Origin of the sequence: Rhizobium sp. BK399 (assembly GCF_014194695.1) — a bacterium.
GTDB lineage: Bacteria > Pseudomonadota > Alphaproteobacteria > Rhizobiales > Rhizobiaceae > Rhizobium.
Map to the genome: position 1 here is coordinate 323,785 of NZ_JACIAH010000002.1, position 17,171 is coordinate 340,955.

Consider the following 17,171-nt stretch of genomic DNA (forward strand, 5'->3'; position numbering starts at 1 on the left):
ATGGAACCATGCCGGTACGTTTTGGAGACCCGCGGGCGTAGAAACCGCGGGCGTAGGAAGTGCGGCGGGGAGCAAACGGAACGATGAGTAATTCCGTTGAAAATCGTTTTCTGGCAATCATTTGCGGAGCGCTGCTCCTTTTCGTTGCTCCACTGTTCGTGCTGTTCCTTTTTCTTTCGTCCGAGCGTGCGGATAAGGAAATACGCGACCACATCTCCGTTCTTCTTGTCGCCAATTCTCAGGCGCTCGCAAAGCCGCTCTGGGACCTCGACGACGACAGCGTGACCCAGATCAGCGCGACGATCGTTTCGCAGGGTGCCATCGTCAAGGTTCAGGTTCGCGATCAATCGGGCCAGCTCGACGTCACACAGTCGACCATACCGAAGTCATTCAATGGCAATCTCGTCCAGGTCTCGCGCGCGATCATATACAACACGATCGATGGCCCAAAGAATCTGGGTACCATCTCGGTCTTCTATCCGGCGCTCGGTCTCTTCTCCGGCCTCAAGCACGAAGAAATCGTCTTCATGTCGATCTTCATCTTCGCGGTGCTTGCCGTATTCACCGCGGCTTTGGTCGGCAATCGGATCTTCATCATCCGCCCGTTGATGCGCCTGACGGCCGCAGTCGAGGCCACGCGCCAACTCGGGTCGCGACATCACGTCAACTGGCAGTCGAACGACGAGATGGGACGCCTGGCCCGGGGCTTCAACGAGATGCAGTCGAAGCTCGAAAGCGAGGAACGCGAACTGAAGCTCGCGCATCGCCGCGCCGTCGACATCTACGACCTGACGCCTGCCATGCTGTTCTCGCTCGATGAGACTGACGGCATAACCGCTGTCAGCGACTATTGGCTCGTCGCGACCGGCTACGATCGGCCCCGCGTGATCGGCCAAAGATTCGCAGACCTCGTGACATCAGATACGCGCGAAGCCTTCCTGAAGCGCAAGAACGAACTCGATGGCGGCGCCGCTCTTGACGTTACGGTCAAGTTCATGTGCGCCGACGGCAACATCATGGACGTACTCATTCTGGAGTCGACAGCAGCTTCGGCGGGTCACAACCGGCTCTCTCTTTCTGTCATGACTGATGTAACCGAGCTGAAGGCCTCGGAAGCCCGCAACCATCAGCAGGCCATCAGGGACCACTTGACCGGCCTCCTGAACCGTCAGGGTTTCGAAGCTGTGCTGGACGCCAAAATCCGCGAAGCAGACGCAGCAACCCAGGAACTGGCCTGCCTTTTCGTGGACCTCGATCGCTTCAAGTGGATCAACGATAACCTTGGGCATGCCGAAGGTGACAGGGCACTACGCGAGTTTGTCAGCCGTCTGAAGACGCACCTGGCCCCATCGGATCAGGCTGCTCGTCTTGGCGGTGACGAATTCGCGATCCTTCTGCCTGCAAAGGATGCCACCCGGCGGGCTAGCGCAATGGCCGAGCAGATCGCCTCCATCTTCGTCGAGCCGTTCGGCCCAGACCTGCATCTGAGCGCCAGCGTCGGCATCGCCATTTATCCGCGCCATGCAGCGAACGCGGCAGAGCTTTTGCAGAAATCCGACATGGCCATGTACGCGAAGAAGCGCGACGGCAAGAACGGCGCACAACTGTTCGACAACGGCATGATGGACCATACTCGGGCTCGCGCCGAGATCGAGAACTATATTGAGATCGGTCTCGCCGAGGATTGGTTCGACGCCTACCTGCAGCCGATCGTCAGCCTGAACGGCCGCGATATCGCCGGTTTCGAGGCCTTGATGCGATTGAACCATCCGCAACGGGGCTTGATGGCACCGGCCGAGATCATCAACGTCGCCGAGGAAACGGCAAAGATCGTGCGCGTCGGCAACGTTGTCATGGAGAAGGCGATCGCACATCTTGCGGCCATTTCCCGCCTTCCCGGGATGCAGGACAGCTATCTCGCCATCAACTTCTCGCCGCTACAATTCGAAACCACCCTGCCCGCGCGCCTTGCCGCACTGCTTGGCCGCCATGGTATCCGCCCCCAGCGCATCGTCGTGGAAATCACCGAGGCGGTGCTGATGCACAACAATCCGCAAATCCGCACCGTTGTCGCCGAGATGCGCCGTTTCGGCTGCCGGATTGCCCTCGACGACTTCGGTACGGGCTATTCCTCGCTGAGCTATCTCAATCGCTTCCCAGTCGACATCATCAAGATCGACCAGTCTTTCACCCGGTCGATCAACGATGGCAACGACGAGGTGCGCGAGAAGAGCCGAACTCTGGTGGAAAGCATCGCGACGCTGTCCCACAAAATGGGCTGCACTGTCATTGCCGAAGGCATTGAGACCGAGGACGAATGCCAGACGCTGCACGAAATGGGCCTCGACTTCGGCCAGGGATACCTGTTCCATCGCCCCCAGCATGCAGCCGCTCTGATCGAGCGCCTGTCGAAGGCCGAGCAGCCCATCGCGCGCGCGTCCTGAGCGGCCAAGGAAAGGCAACACCATGAAGAAACTGCTGCTTTTCACTCTTCTGGGCTTTGCTGCCGCGACCCACGCCATTGCGGCCAGCGTCACGCTCGCCACGGAAGAATACCCTCCCTTCAGCTATCGCGACGGCAAGGCGATCAAAGGCGCCTCAGTCGAACAAGTCGACAAGCTGATGAAGGACGCTGGGATCGATTACAAGATCGAGATGATGCCTTGGGCCAGGGCCTATAATCTCGCCCAGACGACACCTTTGAGCTGCGTCTTCACGACCGCTCACAATGCGAAGCGCGACCCGATGTTTAGATGGGTCGAACCCCTTCTGGTTGATCGCAACATCCTCATCACCCGATCAGGCTCCGGCGTCGTGGCACGCGACCTGGAGGAGGCCAAGAAGTACACGATCGGGACCCAGCGCGAGGACTACACGGAGACGACGCTGAAGGAGAACGGCTTCACCAAGCTGGACGTCGCCACCGATTTCAACGCCACATTGCGCAAGCTCCTCAACGGCCGCATCGACATGATGCCGATCTCTGAGATCTACTTCGCCAAACTCAAGGCAGAACAGCCATTGGACAAGGTGACGGTGCTGTCCTCACAGCAAATGGGGATTGCCTGCGAGAAGAACTTCCCGAGCGATTTGCTGACCAAGATGCAGGCTGCACTGGACAGACTGATTGCCGACGGCACACAGAAGACCATCTTCATAAAGTACGGCTTGAGCTCCGCGGACTAATTTTCCGCGTTTATGGTGGCTTCGCCTTGACTTTGGCGTCGTTTCGCGATGGTGAACGCATAAAGCACATTTGCAAGGAATAGACGAGCCATGCTGATTATCGCGGGCCTCGGCAATCCCGGCGGGAAATACGCCGGAAACCGCCACAACATCGGCTTCATGGCCGTGGACGCGATCCATCGCCGCCACAATTTTTCGCCTTGGTCGAAAAAGTTCAAAGCCGAGATCGCCGAGGGCGAGATCGCAGGCGAAAAGGTGCTGCTTATCAAGCCGCAGACTTACATGAATCTCTCTGGCGAGGCTGTCGGCGAAGCCATGCGCTTCTACAAACTGCAGCCCGCCGACCTGGTGGCGATCTATGATGAGCTCGACCTGCCGTCGGGCAAGGCGCGCCTGAAGACGGGTGGCGGCCATGGCGGCCACAACGGTATCAAGTCACTAGACGCGCATTGCGGCAAGGACTATCGCCGCCTGCGCCTCGGCATCGGCCATCCGGGCGTCAAGGAGCTCGTGCAGCACCACGTCCTCGGCGACTTCGCCAAGGCCGACCAGGCATGGCTTGAGCCGCTACTCGATGCGCTCGCCGATAACGCCGACATGCTTGTTCGCAAGGAAGACTCGCAGTTGATGAACAAGCTGGCGCTTGCGGTTGGCGGCAAGGCCGAAGAGGAAAAGCCGAAGTCCGAAAAGAAGCCGGCGGCGAAGTCCCACATCCACCAGGCTCGCAATCACAATCAGCCAAAGCTGCCTGCAACCGGGCCGATGGCCGAAATGCTGAAGAAGATGTTCGGCAGCAAGGGTGACTGAGCCATGCCGACCGGCGAACTCGTCATCCGCGCCGCCGAGATAGGCGACCTGCCGGAACTACTTGCCCTCTACCATGAGCTCAACCCGGCTGATCCGGCCATGGATCGCGCGCACGCCGAAGAGCGGTTCCAAGCGATCCTCGCACAACCTGGCATGACGATCTTCGTCGGAGTCGCGAGTCAAACCGCCGCGTCGTCGGTGACGCTGATCATCGTTCCCAATCTGACCCGGAGCGGCGCGTCTTATGCTTTCATCGAGAACGTTGTCACGGCCGCCGACCACAGGCAGCGCGGCTATGGCCGCGCCTTGATCAACCACGCGGTTGAAACCGCGTGGAAGGCCGGCTGTTACAAGGTGATGCTTCTGACCGGCTCGAAGGATCACGCCACGCTACGCTTCTACGAGAACTGCGGCTTCACACGGGACAAGACTGGCTACCAGATCCGGCGACCGGCTGGCGACTGAGCTCATAGCAATCCAACTGCGTGCAGCCTGAAGAGAAGAAGGTTCCAGATCCACAGAATGCCGCTGTCGATCAACCAGGCCACGGCAATGGAGACGCCCGGGGAAAACAGCATGGCCAACAGCCCACCAACCACGGTCAACACACAGGAAATGCGGAAATTCTTGAGGCTGTCGAGACGATAATAGCCGGCGTCGTCATATTCCGTCCCGAAGAGCAGATCCGGCAGATCGTAACCGGACGATAGCGGCAGGTCCATCAACGGCCGGTCAGTCACCCGATCAGGGAGAACGTTGAAGACGGCCCGGCAAACATGGCCGATCGCACCAAGAAACGCAAAAAGCCCTGCGGCGACGAGATAGTGCCATGTTGCTGCTTCCCCTTGCATGAACACCCCCACCGATGCGGGCATACTGCCGGAAAACAGCGGATGTCGAATTAACGAGGGTGGTTAAGAAATTGCCAACCTATTCCTCGGGCTCAGCCGTCAACATCAACGGGAAACCGGCGTCCTTGGCGTAGTCCATCGCTTCCTTGACCTTGGTCTCCGCGATGTCCTTGGTGCAGACCACAACCACGCTTGATCCCATCTTGTGGGCCGTCATCATCACGCGATAGCCAGTCTCTTCGCTCATGCGGAAGACGGCCTTGAGGATCATCACCACGAATTCTCGCGGCGTGTAGTCGTCGTTGAAAAGGATGACCTTGTAAAGCTTCGGCCGATCCAGCTTCGGTTTCGACTTCGTCTTCGGTTTAAGGGCAATATCGTTGTCACTCATCGGAAACCCACCCGTTGATGACATGGAGAGGCGAGAACAGTTCGCCGATACCTATATTGCGCCGCGAAGCCTGGCCTTCAACCCTCGGAATGCAACAGAGTTGCGCGAAAAGCTTGACCGCAAGGCGCGTTTTATCCCATAGCCAGCACCAACGAATTCAAGAATAGCAGGTTTCAGGTCATGGGCTTCAAATGCGGTATCGTCGGTCTGCCGAATGTCGGCAAATCGACCCTCTTCAACGCGCTCACCAAGACGGCGGCGGCGCAGGCGGCGAACTATCCCTTCTGCACGATCGAACCGAACACCGGCGAAGTCGCCGTTCCGGATCCCCGTATGCAGAAGCTGGCAACAATCGCCGGCTCCAAAGAAATCATTCCGACCCGCATCTCCTTCGTCGATATCGCCGGCCTCGTGCGCGGCGCCTCGAAGGGGGAAGGTCTCGGCAACAAGTTCCTGGCCAACATCCGTGAAGTCGACGCCGTCGTGCATGTGCTGCGCTGCTTCGAGGACGACGACATCACTCACGTCGAGGGCCGCATCAACCCGGTCGGCGATGCCGATACGATCGAGACCGAGCTGATGCTCGCCGACCTCGAAAGCCTCGAGCGCCGCGTCGAGCAGACGCGCAAGCGCGCCACCGGCAAGGACAAGGATTCTATTGCCCAGCTGCCGGTCATGGAGGCCGTCATCAAGCTGCTGAACGAAGGCAAGCCCGCACGCCTGCTCTTGAAGACACTGGCGCCCGAGGAGATAGAGATCCTCAAGGGCCTCAACCTGCTGACGTCTCATCCAGTGCTCTATGTCTGCAACGTCGCGGAAGCCGACGCTTCGACCGGCAACGAGCATACCAAGGCCGTCGCCGCCATGGCCGAACAGCAAGGCGCCGAATGCGTCATTATCTCGGCGGCCATCGAGTCGGAGGTGGCCCAGCTTCCCGAAGAGGAAGCAACGGAGTTCCTATCGGCGCTCGGCCTCGAGGAAGCCGGCCTCGACCGGCTTATCCGCGCGGGCTACCACCTGCTCGACCTGATCACCTATTTCACCGTCGGCCCCAAGGAGACGCGCGCTTGGACGATCGTGCGCGGCACCAAGGCACCGCAGGCGGCAGGCGTTATCCACACCGACTTCGAACGGGGTTTCATCCGCGCCTTCACCATCGGCTACGACGACTACATCAACTTCAAGGGTGAAGTCGGCGCCAAGGAAGCAGGCAAGGGCCGCGACGAAGGCAAGGAATACGTCGTTCAGGACGGCGACGTCATCCACTTCCGCTTCAACACCTGATCAGCAACGGCCGGGGAGATTGGGCCGCATGAAACTTTTCTACGAAGACTTCGAGCTGGGCCGACGTTTTACGCTCGGCCCGCGGACGGTCACGGCAGCAGAGATCATCGAGTTCGCGCGTGAATTCGATCCCCAGCCGATGCATGTCGACGAAGCGGCTGGCCGCGCGAGCATTCTCGGTGGGTTGGCGGCATCCGGCTGGCACACTTCGGCTCTCTTCATGCGTATGATGGCGGATAGTTTTCTCCTCGACTCGTTCTCCCAAGGCGCCCCCGGCGTGGACTTTATGGAATGGCGCAAGCCCGTTCTGGCTGGCGACACGCTCTCCGGCCATTCGACGGTTGTCGAGACTCGCACGCTGCGCTCGAGGCCCGGCATCGGCATGGTCAAGTTCCGCCACGAGGTGGAAAATCAGAAGAACGAACTCGTCTGCGCGTCGGAGAACTCGATCATGTTCGTCATGCGTGACGTGCTGGAGAAAACAGCATGATCATGGCCGAGCGTTACGCCAGCGGTGAAAAGACTGAAATCGGCAGCTATGTGTTTACGGCGGAGCGGATCGTCCACTTTGCCGAGCGCTTCGACCCTCAACCGTTCCACCTGGACGCGGAAGCTGCAAAGACTACCCTCTTTGGTGGTCTGTGCGCATCGGGATGGCACACCTGCGCGGCATGGATGAAGACCTTTGTTGCCTACTGGAGCGCGGAAAGCGCGCGACTGGCAAGCGAGGGCATCAAGCCCCCCACGCTCGGTCCCTCGCCCGGCTTCCAGAAGCTGCAATGGTTGCGGCCGGTCTTCGCCGACGAAGAAGTGACCTACTCCGTGACCTTCCTCTCAAGCCGCCCTCTGGTGTCCCGCCCAGGGCGTCGACTGAACACTATTCTGTGCGAGGGAACGATCGACGGTACGCCGGTGGTGCGGTTCGAAAGCACGGTCATCGAATTTGAATAGTCGCGGGCCTCAATGGCCCGCAAATTCCACCAGCGTCCGGACATCCACGCCAAGGTCTTCGAGCTTTTTACGACCGCCAAGATCCGGCAGGTCGATAACGAAACAGGCGGAAACGACCTCCGCACCCATCTGGCGGAGGAGTTGCGTAGCGGCGACGGCGGTTCCGCCGGTCGCAATCAGGTCATCAACCAGGATGACCTTTTCGCCGGGCTCCACGGCATCCCTGTGCATCTCCATCTCGTCGACACCGTATTCAAGGCTGTAGGCGACGCGCACCGTGTCGCGTGGCAGTTTGCCTTTCTTGCGGATCGGTACGAACCCTGCCGAAAGCTGGTGGGCAACCGCACCACCCAGAATGAAGCCTCGCGCTTCGGCCCCAGCGATCTTGTCGATCTTCATGCCGGCATAGGGCTGGACCAGTTCATCGACCGCGCGGCGAAACGCGCGTGGATTGCCGAGAAGCGTCGTAATGTCACGAAAGATGATGCCGGGCTTTGGGTAGTCCGGGATGGAGCGGATGCTGGCCGCAAGCTCCGAAATCGTATTGCTCATGGATTATCCATATTCTGCAGGGCTTCAATTCCGCGCACCCTACCAATTGCCACTCTCGGAACCAACAAAAAAGGCGGCCCGAAGGCCGCCTTTCCTAGGCTCTGGAACAAAGCGCTTAGTGTTCCTTGTTCGCGTAGACCGAACGCTTCGTAAGATAAATCAGTCCCGTGAAGATCACGAGGAAGACCATGACCATGAAGCCGGTGCGCTTGCGCTCTTCGAGATGCGGCTCGGCGGCCCACATCAGGAACGATGCGACGTCCTTGGCGTACTGGTCGACCGTCGCCGGCGCGCCATCGTCATAGGTGACCTGGCCGTCCGACAGAGGCTTCGGCATCGCCAGTGCGGCAGCGCCAGCGAAGTACGGGTTGTAGTGAGTTCCCTGAGCCACCTGGACGCCGGCTGGCGGCTGCTGGTCGTAGCCGGTCAGCAGCGAATAGATATAGTCGGGACCACCTTCCTGATAACCGCCGACAAATGGGATCATGTCGAATAGGAACTGCGGGAAGCCGCGCTCGATGCCGCGCGCCTTGGCGATCAGCGAGAAGTCCGGCGGCGCCGCGCCATTGTTGGCCGCTGCCGCCGCTTCGTGGTTCGGGAACGGCGACGGGAAGTAATCCGACGGAATGGCCTTGCGGGTGAACATGTCACCGCTGGCATTCGGCCCGTCCTGAACCTCGTAGTTGGCGGCAAAGGCCTTCACCTGGGCATCCGAGTAACCCAGCGCCCCGAGCGTTCTGAAGGGCACAAGGCTCATCGAGTGACAGGCGGCGCAGACTTCGGTGTAGACCTTCAGGCCGCGCTGCAGCTGGCCCTTGTCATAGTGACCGACCGGGCCCGCAAATGTCCAATGCTCATGCTTCGGATGGAGCAGCGGAAAATGTGGCGTCTCGCCTTCGGCATGTTTTGCCGGCTCGGCGCCGTTCGAGGCCGCTTCCTGGGCGAATGCTGCGCCGCTCAATCCTGCGACGACAGCAAGCGACAGGAGGCTTGTAACAAGCTTTTTCATGTTTCTCTTCCCTTCCTGCCGCACTCTCAGGCCTTGACCGGCTCAGCGGCCGCCGCCTTGTTGCGCTTTTCCAAAACCGCTTCGGTAATTGAATTTGGCAAGCGGCGCGGTGTCTCGACGAGGCCGAGAACCGGCATGGCAACCAGGAAGAAGGCGAAGTATAGCAGCGTGCAAATCTGCGAGATGGTGGTGTAAAGGCCTTCAGCCGGCTGGGAACCGAGCCAGCCAAGAACGATCGCATTGGCGACGAACAGCCAGTAGAACAGCTTGTACCACGGGCGATAGGCAGCCGAGCGAACCTTCGAGGTATCGAGCCAGGGCAGGAAGAACAGCACGATGATCGCGCCGAACATGACCAGAACGCCTGCGAGCTTCGAGTCGATCGGCCCGATGTTGAAGGTGATCGAACGCAGCATCGCGTAGAACGGCAGGAAGTACCACTCCGGGACGATGTGGGCAGGCGTCTTCAACGGATCAGCCGGGATGTAGTTGTCCGGGTGGCCGAGGAAGTTCGGCATGTAAAAGACGAAGTAGGCGTAGACTAGCAAGAAGATCGATACACCGAGCGCGTCCTTCAGGGTCGCGTAAGGCGTGAAGCGAACGGTATCCGTCTTGGTCTTGACCTCGACGCCTGTCGGATTCGTCTGGCCAACAACGTGCAGCGCCCAGATATGCAGGACCACAACGCCGGCAATGACGAAGGGCAGCAGGTAGTGCAGCGAGAAGAAGCGATTCAGCGTCGGGTTTTCGACAGCGAAGCCACCGAGCAGGAACTGCTGGATCCACTCGCCGACCAGCGGGAATGCCGAGAAGAAACCGGTGATAACCGTTGCACCCCAGAAGGACATCTGACCCCAGGGCAGAACGTAGCCCATGAAGCCGGTCGCCATCATCAGGAGGTAGATGAGCACGCCGAGGATCCAGAGGATTTCGCGCGGCGCCTTGTAGGAGCCGTAGTAGAGACCGCGGGCGATGTGCAGATAGACTGCAACGAAGAAGAACGAAGCACCGTTGGCGTGCATGTAGCGCAGCAGCCAGCCGTGGTTCACGTCACGCATGATCTTCTCGACGGAATTGAAGGCAACCGTCGTTTCCGCGGCGTAGTGCATGGCAAGCACGACGCCGGTGAGAATCTGCACGACAAGCATGACCGCGAGCATGGCGCCGAAGGTATAGGCATAATTCAGGTTCCGCGGAACCGGATATGCGACGAAACTGTCGTAGACCATGCGCGGCAAAGGCAGCCGCGAATCGATCCACTTCTCGAGGCCGGTTGATGGCTCGTAGCTGGAATGGCCACTCATAAATCAGTCCCCCTCAACCGATCTTGATTACTTTATCGGAAATGAATGAATAGGTCGGGATCGCCAGGTTCTGCGGTGCCGGACCTTTGCGAATGCGGCCGGCCGTATCGTAGACCGAGCCATGGCAGGGACAGAACCAACCATTGTATTCGCCAGCTTGGCCGAGCGGGATGCAGCCGAGATGGGTGCACGAGCCGATCATGACGATCCAGTTTTCCTTGTCCTTACCGGCGGAACGGTCGACGCCGGTTGCCTGCGCGTCGGAAGGCAGGTTGGCGTTGCGCGCTACCGGGTCCTTGAGATCGGACAGCGGAACCTCGTCAGCAGCCTTCACTTCCTCGGGCGTACGGTTGCGGATGAAGATCGGCTTGCCGCGCCACTTGGCGGTCAGCGACATCCCAGGCTCAAGGCTGGAAACGTCGACCTCTATGGATGCCAGAGCCAATGTCGAAGCATCCGGGCGCATCTGATCGATAAACGGCCATGCGACCGAAACGGCGCCAACAGCGCCCGCCATACCAGTGGTGAGATAAAGGAAATCACGGCGAGTGGGCTCACCCGTGATCTCGCTTGTCGTTTCGTGTTCGCTCACGGCTTAAACCATCCTCTACGCAATTTTTGCGGAACTCCGCCCTTCCCCTCGCGGCGGCGAATCTGTCGCGACACAATTCGACCATAGATTCCCCACCAATCCGGCGCGTTCTAAGCTTGATCGCAAATTATGTCCAGCCTTGGCAAGACCATGTGGGCACAATGTCGCGGGAATTTTCAGATGATTTTCGAAGACAATCACATGCTTGCCACAGTTGTGCGTTGCACCAATTCGCGCCCCATGCTAGCGACGGTCTGAAGCTTCCCTCTTCCATGTCCGGCGATGAAAGACACTTTATTCTGCATAGCGAGTGTCCTCCTTTCGCTGTTGCTGGCGCTGATGTCGCTGCGCTACGTCACGCACGTCTGGCTTCTGGCCTTTGTCTATAGCTTTCAGATCCATTTTGCCTTGGCGGCGGTCGCAGGGTGTTTGATCCTTCTGGTGCTCAAGCGCCACTGGTACGCCTACCTGCTACTCACCATCGCAGTGATGCTGCTGGGACATGGCGTAATAATGCTGAGAGAATTTGCGGCCATGCCCGCGAATACAGAAACGCGGCCCTCTTTCAAGCTGATGTCCTTCAACATCGAGCACGAGAATTTCGCCAATGCGGGTCGCATTGCGGATTTCATCATCGCCTCGAACGCGGACGTCGTGAACGTCCTGGAGGCCGCGCCGCTTCGCCCTCACATCGCTCGCTTGGCTGCCACCTATCCTTATCACATAGGCTGCGGTGCGGAGACCAACGAATGCGACACGCTCGTGCTTTCAAAGCGCCCATTTGTCGACAAGAAGGTGAGCAGCCTGGGCGATCTGTGGCGCAACCGGCTGACACGCTCAGCGATCGACTTCGACAGCACGAAGATCAATTTCCTCGCTGCCCACCTCGCCAAGCCCTATTTCGACGACTTCCTGACAGACGAACTCTTCGATCTCAGATCCATGGCAAGCGCGATCGATGGTCCCCTCGTTCTTGCCGGCGACTTCAATTCCGCGATTATCGACCCACGTATTCAGCGCTTCATGCGCGAAACCGGGTTTCAGACCGTCTTTCCGGAACCGGCGAGCTGGCCGATCAAGGCGGTCCGCTTCGGCATCAGCATCGACCACGTTCTCGCCCGCCCGCCGCTGCGGCTGAAGTCGGTCAAACGCATCGAAGACAATATGGGCTCAAACCACTTTGGCCTCATTGCCGAGTTTACCATCGACCGCTGAAGCAGGAGACGGCGCCTCGATATCGGTGGCGAGGAATCCACCGGATTGCCGGGCCCAGAGTTCTGCATAAAGACCTCCGCGCTTCAACAGGGTCTCGTGCGTGCCCTCCTCTATGATCTCGCCCTCATCGACGACAATCAATCGATCGAGCGCGGCGATGGTCGAGAGCCGATGCGCGATGGCGAGCACGGTCTTGCCTTCCATGAGGCCGATCAGATTGGATTGGATCGCCTCCTCCACCTCGGAATCCAGCGCCGAAGTCGCTTCGTCGAGAACGAGAATTGGCGCATCCTTCAGCATCACGCGCGCAATCGCAATGCGCTGGCGCTGGCCACCGGAGAGCTTCACACCTCGCTCCCCGACATGAGCCTCGAAGCCCCTGCGGCCGTTTTGGTCCTGCAGCCGCTCGATGAAGGCAAGCGCTTCCGCCCGCCGCGCCGCCTCGACGAGACGCGCTTCGCCCGCGTCGGGGCGACCGAACAGGATGTTGTCGCGAACCGAACGGTGCAGCAGTGACGTGTCCTGGCTGACGACCCCGATCTGCATGCGCAGGGACTCCTGCCTGACGGCGGCAATATCCTGGCCGTCGACCAATATCCGCCCACCTTCGACGTCGTAGAGGCGCAACAACAGGTTTACCAGAGTCGACTTGCCCGCCCCGGAGCGGCCGACGATGCCAACCTTTTCTCCTGGCTCAATAGTGAGCGAAAAGTCGTCAATGACGCCGCTTTTCCTGCCGTAGTGAAAAGAGACACTCTCAAAGCGGATTCCGGGCCGTCGGATAACGAGGTCGCGAGCGTCGGGCCGATCGACCAGCCCAAGCGGCTGCGAAATCAAATCGGCGGCATTCTGTATCGTGCCGAGGTTGCGCATGATGCCGTTGAACTGTGTCATCAAGCGGCCGAGAAGGAAGTTCAGACGCAGGACGAGCGCCAGCGAGAAAGCGACGGCGCCGGAACTCACGAGGCCTGCCAGCCACAGATGCACGCTGAGGCCGGCCATCATGACGATCATGATGCCCGAGAGCAGCGCCATAGAGGCACGTACACCGGTGATGAAGCGCGTGAACCGCAGCACGGTGTGCTGATAGAAGTCGAAGCCTTCTCGCATATAGCGGTCGCTCTCTTCGTCCCGCGCAAACAGCTTGAGGGTCTGGACGTTGCTGTAGGCATCGACCATGCGCCCGTTGATCATCGACGCGGCTTCAGCCGTTTCCCGGGAATGAAATCGGATGCGCGGCACGAAATAGCGCGCGAGAACGCCGAATACGCCCAGCCAACAAAGCACGACTGCGGCAAGTGAGAAGTCCAGCCGGGCGACGAGCACTAACGTCGTCGCCGCATAGATGCCAACGAACCAGACGCTCTCCATGAGCGACGTCACCAGATCGCCCGTGGCCTGGCCGGCCGACCAGACCTTCGTGACGACTCGGCCGGAGAAATCGCTTTGAAAGAAGGAGAGCGATTGCCGCGAGACATGCAGGTACGATTGCCAGCGCGCCAGATTATAGAAGCCGGGCGTAATCACCTGCTGGTCCACCAGCGCAATCAACAGCGCAACGACAAAGCGGACGATACCGATAAGGACGAGCATACCGAACAGTTCGGCGCCATGCGCGGCAAGGAGACCGCTCCAGCCTTCCGCCGGCTTGATCGTCGCAAGTATGTCCACGAGCCGTCCGACGAACCAGAAGAGCGCCGCTTCTATCGCCGCCGACATCCCGCCGAGCACGAGCATCGCAACGAAGGGCGCCTTAGCCTGGCCAATATAGAACCAGATGAATCCCGACGTTGAGCGCGGCGGCTGGATGTTTTCTCGCGGCGCAAAGGGATTAATCCAATTTTCGAAGGCATGGAGGAGTCGTTTTATAAGCATAAATGCGATATAGGCTTATTAGCCAGAGCGGGAAAGCAACGGCTCCAGGGCGCAACCTTATATTTTCGTAACAATCGGTAACAACAGCGGCATCGCTGTTGAATGCGACTGACCCCGCCACAATCTCGGGGTACAATGGGTTTTTACGGGAGACGGCCGCGATGCAAGCAAGGAAGACAGTCATGTCAAGTATTCCGCTGCCCCTTGCGGAACGACTTGATGCAATCGTCGAACAGCTGGAAATATCTTACGACGAGGCTATCGCCGAGGCGATCTCTGTGTGGGTCGATCGCGAGGAAGAGCGACGTCTGTTCGCGTTGCGTGCGCTTGCATCGACCAACAGCATGCTTGTCGAAGGAAACCGCGTGAAAGACTGGGCTGACAGCCTCTGAATCGACATCCATGCGCGAAAAATTGAAGCCCTCCCGGCATTCGCAGGGAGGGCTTCTGGTTATTCGGCCGCCTCTTCCGTCTCTTCCGAGTGATCTGCCAGGAAGCCGCCGGATTGGCGGTTCCAGAGGTCAGCGTAGACGCCACCTTGTTCGACAAGTTCGGCATGCGCGCCAGCCTCGATGATCTTGCCCTTGTCGAGCACGATCAGGCGGTCCATCTCGGTGAGCGTCGACAGCCGATGCGCGATCGCAATCACCGTCTTGCCTTCCATCAACGCAAACAGGTTCTCCTGGATCGCTGCTTCAACCTCGGAGTCGAGCGCCGATGTCGCCTCGTCGAGCACCAGGATCGGCGCGTCCTTCAGAAAGACGCGGGCGATCGCGATGCGCTGGCGCTGACCGCCGGAGAGCTTCACGCCACGCTCGCCAACCTGCGCGTCGAGTCCCTTGCGGCCCTGCATGTCGGAAAGCCCTTCGATGAACTCCCAGGCATTCGCTCGCTTGGCGGCCTCGATGATCTGGGCATCGCTCGCCTCTGGGCGGCCATAGGCAATGTTGTCGCGGATCGAACGGTGCAACAGGGACGTATCCTGTGTCACGACGCCGATCAGTTCACGCAGGCTCTCCTGCGACACAGCCGAGATGTCCTGTCCATCGATGGTGATGCGGCCCGCCTCCAGGTCATAGAAGCGCAGTAGCAGGTTCATCAGCGTCGTTTTGCCCGCGCCGGAGCGACCGACAAGACCAACCTTCTCGCCCGCCTTGATGTCGAGGGAGAGATTGTCGATGACGCCTTTGCCCTTGCCGTAGTGGAAACGGATGCGTTCGTAGTGGATCGCGCCCTTTTTTGCCGACAGTTGCTGCGCGTCCGGCTTGTCGACGATGTCGTGCTTCTTCGTCATCATCTCCATGCCGTCATAGACCGTGCCGATGTTCTCGAACAAGGCCGAGACTTCCCACATGATCCACTGCGACATGCCGTTAACACGCATCGCAAGACCAATAGCGATGGCGATCGCGCCGACCGAGATCTGTCCGTTCAGCCAGAACCAGATGGACAGGCCTGATACAACGAAGAGGGCCACGCAGTTGTTCATATAGACCGCTATATGAAACAGCGTGACGCGGCGCATTTGCGAGTGGACGGTTCCTAGGAACTCCTCCATGCCGCTCCGCGCATAGGTCTCCTCACGGCCGGCATGTGAGAACAGCTTGACCGTCGCGATGTTCGTGTAGCTATCGACCACCCGACCGGTCATCATCGAGCGCGCGTCCGCCTGCTGTGCCGCGATCTTGCGAAGCCGCGGCACGAAGTAGGAAACGATGCCGATATAGACGGCGAGCCAGACGAGGATCGGCACCATCAGCCGCACGTCGGCGGCCGCGATGACGATAATCATCGACAGGAAATAGGTGACGACATAGACGAAGACATCGAGGATCTTCATCGTCGTTTCACGAACGGCAAGCGAAGTCTGCATCACTTTCGTCGCAACGCGTCCGGCGAACTCGTTGGCGAAGAAGGTCATGCTGTGACGCAGCAGGAAGCGGTGCATCTGCCAGCGGGCGATCATCGGATAGTTGCCGAGAAGCACCTGATGCATGATGAGCGAGTCCAGGCCTGCTGCCAGCGGCAGACCGATCAGGATCAACGCTCCCATCCACGCGAGCCTCGGCCACTCCGTCTGCAGGAATGTCGCCTTGTCCGCCTTGGTAAGCCAGTCCACGATGTCACCGAGGAACTGAAAAAGTGCCACCTCGCCGACGGCAATCAGCGCCGTCAGGACCGCCATGATGGCGAGCCACGGTGCTGCCGGCTTCGTGTAGTGCCAGCAAAATGCAAAAAGGCCCTTCGGGGGAGCAACCGGCTCCTCACTGGGGAAGGGATTGAGTCGCTGTTCGAACCAGCCAAACATGAAAATGCTCCGAAACTTCGCAGTTCCGGCCTCCCGGCTCGCGCAAAAAGGCGCTTGAGCTCATATGGGAACCGGACGTTCACGGGGCGAGGCCACGACAGCCGCGCAATGGATTAGAAATGGGAATTCAGGAAAGAAATGGCACTAGGCGTGCCAGATCGCCACTCGCGGGTTCACGCGTCGAGAGCGCATACGCGGCAACATTTCCATCTGGCGCTCCCTTCTGGCGATTAAAAGATGTGCACCCTTAACGCGAAACAAGCTCAATTTCCAGTCCCGACGGGCCGGAAATTGAACAATTGTCGGCCAAAATGCGTCCTGTTGCGCCAAAATCACAGTTGCAATAGGTGTCTCTCGAGAAAACAGAAACGACGACATTCGCGATGGCCGACCTCAGACTAGCCCTTTATCAGCCCGACATTCCTGGTAACACCGGCACGATCTTGCGGCTTGCCGCCTGCCTCGGCTTTGCCGTTGACATCATCGAGCCTGCGGGCTTTGACATATCGGATCGCAATCTCAAGCGGGCCGGGATGGACTATATCGCTGCTGCAGCCCTCACCCGCCACGTCAATTGGGATTGTTTCGAAAACTGGCGAAAGTCTACCGGCCGCCGCCTCATACTGGCATCCACCAAGGCGGCCGAACGCTACACCGACTTGCAGTTCCGAGCCGACGACATTCTCCTGTTCGGCCGCGAGAGCTCCGGCGTCCCCGATCACGTGCACGCAGCAGCAGACGCCCGGATACTTGTCCCGATGATGGAAGGCCAACGCTCCATCAACGTCGCGGTCTCGGCTGCGATGATCGTCGGAGAGGCCATGCGGCAGACCGTCTGGCGTTGAC

General features: G+C 59.4%; 18 protein-coding genes. 10 read left to right on the forward strand and 8 right to left on the reverse strand.

The features are described 5' to 3' along the window. Nucleotides 1-83 precede the first annotated feature (83 nt). The 4 genes from FHT97_RS08065 to FHT97_RS08080 all read left to right on the forward strand — a co-directional run bounded on the left by FHT97_RS08065 (nucleotide 84) and on the right by FHT97_RS08080 (nucleotide 4,458). Entirely contained in the window at nucleotides 84-2,444 is a 2,361-nt protein-coding gene (locus FHT97_RS08065; protein WP_183861184.1) for an EAL domain-containing protein, read from the forward strand. A 22-nt stretch (nucleotides 2,445-2,466) separates the two neighbouring features. Next, nucleotides 2,467-3,186: a transporter substrate-binding domain-containing protein gene (locus FHT97_RS08070; protein WP_183861186.1), complete on the forward strand. Its 720-nt coding sequence runs from the start codon at nucleotides 2,467-2,469 to the stop codon at nucleotides 3,184-3,186. A 90-nt stretch (nucleotides 3,187-3,276) separates the two neighbouring features. After that, nucleotides 3,277-3,993, forward strand: coding sequence for an aminoacyl-tRNA hydrolase (pth, locus tag FHT97_RS08075; RefSeq protein ID WP_183861188.1), 717 nt, complete (start codon nucleotides 3,277-3,279; stop codon nucleotides 3,991-3,993). A gap of 3 nt (nucleotides 3,994-3,996) precedes the next feature. Further along, nucleotides 3,997-4,458 (forward strand): GNAT family N-acetyltransferase, encoded by a 462-nt coding sequence (locus FHT97_RS08080; RefSeq protein ID WP_183861190.1) that lies wholly within the window; start codon nucleotides 3,997-3,999, stop codon nucleotides 4,456-4,458. 2 nt (nucleotides 4,459-4,460) lie between these two features. Here FHT97_RS08080 and FHT97_RS08085 read toward each other — a convergent pair whose 3' ends face one another. Beyond that, the gene (locus FHT97_RS08085; protein WP_183861192.1) at nucleotides 4,461-4,844 is read right to left on the reverse strand and encodes a hypothetical protein; all 384 of its coding nucleotides are present in this window, start codon (nucleotides 4,842-4,844) and stop codon (nucleotides 4,461-4,463) included. 79 nt (nucleotides 4,845-4,923) lie between these two features. Next, nucleotides 4,924-5,235, reverse strand: a complete 312-nt coding sequence (clpS, locus tag FHT97_RS08090) for an ATP-dependent Clp protease adapter ClpS (protein WP_183861194.1) — start codon at nucleotides 5,233-5,235, stop codon at nucleotides 4,924-4,926. 180 nt (nucleotides 5,236-5,415) lie between these two features. On the opposite strand from clpS, the gene ychF reads away from it, so the two are divergent. The 3 genes from ychF to FHT97_RS08105 are packed head-to-tail and all read left to right on the forward strand — an operon-like array spanning nucleotide 5,416 to nucleotide 7,470. After that, nucleotides 5,416-6,519, forward strand: a complete 1,104-nt coding sequence (ychF, locus tag FHT97_RS08095) for a redox-regulated ATPase YchF (protein ID WP_183861196.1) — start codon at nucleotides 5,416-5,418, stop codon at nucleotides 6,517-6,519. A 19-nt stretch (nucleotides 6,520-6,538) separates the two neighbouring features. Continuing rightward, nucleotides 6,539-7,009 carry a MaoC family dehydratase gene (locus tag FHT97_RS08100; protein ID WP_183861198.1) on the forward strand — a complete coding sequence of 157 codons (471 nt, stop codon included), beginning with the start codon at nucleotides 6,539-6,541 and terminating at the stop codon, nucleotides 7,007-7,009. Then, nucleotides 7,006-7,470 carry a MaoC/PaaZ C-terminal domain-containing protein gene (locus tag FHT97_RS08105; protein ID WP_016554707.1) on the forward strand — a complete coding sequence of 155 codons (465 nt, stop codon included), beginning with the start codon at nucleotides 7,006-7,008 and terminating at the stop codon, nucleotides 7,468-7,470. Before FHT97_RS08100 ends, FHT97_RS08105 begins: the two co-directional genes overlap by 4 nt. 9 nt (nucleotides 7,471-7,479) lie before the next feature. Here FHT97_RS08105 and FHT97_RS08110 read toward each other — a convergent pair whose 3' ends face one another. From FHT97_RS08110 to petA, 4 genes are all read right to left on the reverse strand, one after another. Continuing rightward, nucleotides 7,480-8,022, reverse strand: a complete 543-nt coding sequence (locus FHT97_RS08110; RefSeq protein ID WP_016554708.1) for an adenine phosphoribosyltransferase — start codon at nucleotides 8,020-8,022, stop codon at nucleotides 7,480-7,482. Nucleotides 8,023-8,137: 115 nt separating this feature from the next. Beyond that, nucleotides 8,138-9,031 carry a cytochrome c1 gene (locus FHT97_RS08115; protein WP_183861200.1) on the reverse strand — a complete coding sequence of 298 codons (894 nt, stop codon included), beginning with the start codon at nucleotides 9,029-9,031 and terminating at the stop codon, nucleotides 8,138-8,140. Nucleotides 9,032-9,057: 26 nt separating this feature from the next. After that, a complete protein-coding gene (locus FHT97_RS08120) occupies nucleotides 9,058-10,335 on the reverse strand; it encodes a cytochrome b N-terminal domain-containing protein (RefSeq protein ID WP_016554710.1) in 1,278 nt (425 codons plus the stop codon). Nucleotides 10,336-10,348: 13 nt separating this feature from the next. Further along, on the reverse strand, nucleotides 10,349-10,927 hold the full coding sequence (gene petA / locus FHT97_RS08125) for a ubiquinol-cytochrome c reductase iron-sulfur subunit (protein ID WP_016554711.1): 579 nt from the start codon (nucleotides 10,925-10,927) through the stop codon (nucleotides 10,349-10,351). Between the two features lie 282 nt (nucleotides 10,928-11,209). Between petA and FHT97_RS08130 the strand changes: the two genes are divergently transcribed. Beyond that, nucleotides 11,210-12,142: an endonuclease/exonuclease/phosphatase family protein gene (locus FHT97_RS08130; protein ID WP_183861202.1), complete on the forward strand. Its 933-nt coding sequence runs from the start codon at nucleotides 11,210-11,212 to the stop codon at nucleotides 12,140-12,142. Here FHT97_RS08130 and FHT97_RS08135 read toward each other — a convergent pair. Beyond that, nucleotides 12,098-14,017, reverse strand: coding sequence for an ABC transporter ATP-binding protein (locus FHT97_RS08135; protein ID WP_183861204.1), 1,920 nt, complete (start codon nucleotides 14,015-14,017; stop codon nucleotides 12,098-12,100). The genes FHT97_RS08130 and FHT97_RS08135 overlap by 45 nt on opposite strands. A 182-nt stretch (nucleotides 14,018-14,199) precedes the next feature. Here FHT97_RS08135 and FHT97_RS08140 point away from each other — a divergent pair, with 182 nt between their 5' ends. Further along, entirely contained in the window at nucleotides 14,200-14,409 is a 210-nt protein-coding gene (locus FHT97_RS08140; protein ID WP_016554714.1) for a hypothetical protein, read from the forward strand. A gap of 59 nt (nucleotides 14,410-14,468) precedes the next feature. Here FHT97_RS08140 and FHT97_RS08145 read toward each other — a convergent pair whose 3' ends face one another. After that, nucleotides 14,469-16,325: an ABC transporter ATP-binding protein gene (locus FHT97_RS08145; RefSeq protein WP_183861206.1), complete on the reverse strand. Its 1,857-nt coding sequence runs from the start codon at nucleotides 16,323-16,325 to the stop codon at nucleotides 14,469-14,471. Between the two features lie 383 nt (nucleotides 16,326-16,708). Here FHT97_RS08145 and FHT97_RS08150 point away from each other — a divergent pair, with 383 nt between their 5' ends. Then, the gene (locus FHT97_RS08150) at nucleotides 16,709-17,170 is read left to right on the forward strand and encodes a tRNA (cytidine(34)-2'-O)-methyltransferase (protein WP_183861208.1); all 462 of its coding nucleotides are present in this window, start codon (nucleotides 16,709-16,711) and stop codon (nucleotides 17,168-17,170) included. Nucleotide 17,171 lies beyond the last annotated feature (1 nt).

What these genes read in the sequence shown, in the direction of transcription:
- FHT97_RS08065 (WP_183861184.1), top strand. Translation starts at nt 84, where the DNA reads ATGAGTAATTCCGTTGAAAATCGTTTTCTGGCAATCATTTGCGGAGCG.
- FHT97_RS08070 (WP_183861186.1), top strand. Translation starts at nt 2,467, where the DNA reads ATGAAGAAACTGCTGCTTTTCACTCTTCTGGGCTTTGCTGCCGCGACC.
- pth (WP_183861188.1), top strand. Translation starts at nt 3,277, where the DNA reads ATGCTGATTATCGCGGGCCTCGGCAATCCCGGCGGGAAATACGCCGGA.
- FHT97_RS08080 (WP_183861190.1), top strand. Translation starts at nt 3,997, where the DNA reads ATGCCGACCGGCGAACTCGTCATCCGCGCCGCCGAGATAGGCGACCTG.
- FHT97_RS08085 (WP_183861192.1), bottom strand. Translation starts at nt 4,844, where the DNA reads ATGCAAGGGGAAGCAGCAACATGGCACTATCTCGTCGCCGCAGGGCTT.
- clpS (WP_183861194.1), bottom strand. Translation starts at nt 5,235, where the DNA reads ATGAGTGACAACGATATTGCCCTTAAACCGAAGACGAAGTCGAAACCG.
- ychF (WP_183861196.1), top strand. Translation starts at nt 5,416, where the DNA reads ATGGGCTTCAAATGCGGTATCGTCGGTCTGCCGAATGTCGGCAAATCG.
- FHT97_RS08105 (WP_016554707.1), top strand. Translation starts at nt 7,006, where the DNA reads ATGATCATGGCCGAGCGTTACGCCAGCGGTGAAAAGACTGAAATCGGC.
- FHT97_RS08110 (WP_016554708.1), bottom strand. Translation starts at nt 8,022, where the DNA reads ATGAGCAATACGATTTCGGAGCTTGCGGCCAGCATCCGCTCCATCCCG.
- FHT97_RS08115 (WP_183861200.1), bottom strand. Translation starts at nt 9,031, where the DNA reads ATGAAAAAGCTTGTTACAAGCCTCCTGTCGCTTGCTGTCGTCGCAGGA.
- FHT97_RS08120 (WP_016554710.1), bottom strand. Translation starts at nt 10,335, where the DNA reads ATGAGTGGCCATTCCAGCTACGAGCCATCAACCGGCCTCGAGAAGTGG.
- FHT97_RS08130 (WP_183861202.1), top strand. Translation starts at nt 11,210, where the DNA reads ATGAAAGACACTTTATTCTGCATAGCGAGTGTCCTCCTTTCGCTGTTG.
- FHT97_RS08135 (WP_183861204.1), bottom strand. Translation starts at nt 14,017, where the DNA reads ATGCTTATAAAACGACTCCTCCATGCCTTCGAAAATTGGATTAATCCC.
- FHT97_RS08140 (WP_016554714.1), top strand. Translation starts at nt 14,200, where the DNA reads ATGTCAAGTATTCCGCTGCCCCTTGCGGAACGACTTGATGCAATCGTC.
- FHT97_RS08145 (WP_183861206.1), bottom strand. Translation starts at nt 16,325, where the DNA reads ATGTTTGGCTGGTTCGAACAGCGACTCAATCCCTTCCCCAGTGAGGAG.
- FHT97_RS08150 (WP_183861208.1), top strand. Translation starts at nt 16,709, where the DNA reads ATGGCCGACCTCAGACTAGCCCTTTATCAGCCCGACATTCCTGGTAAC.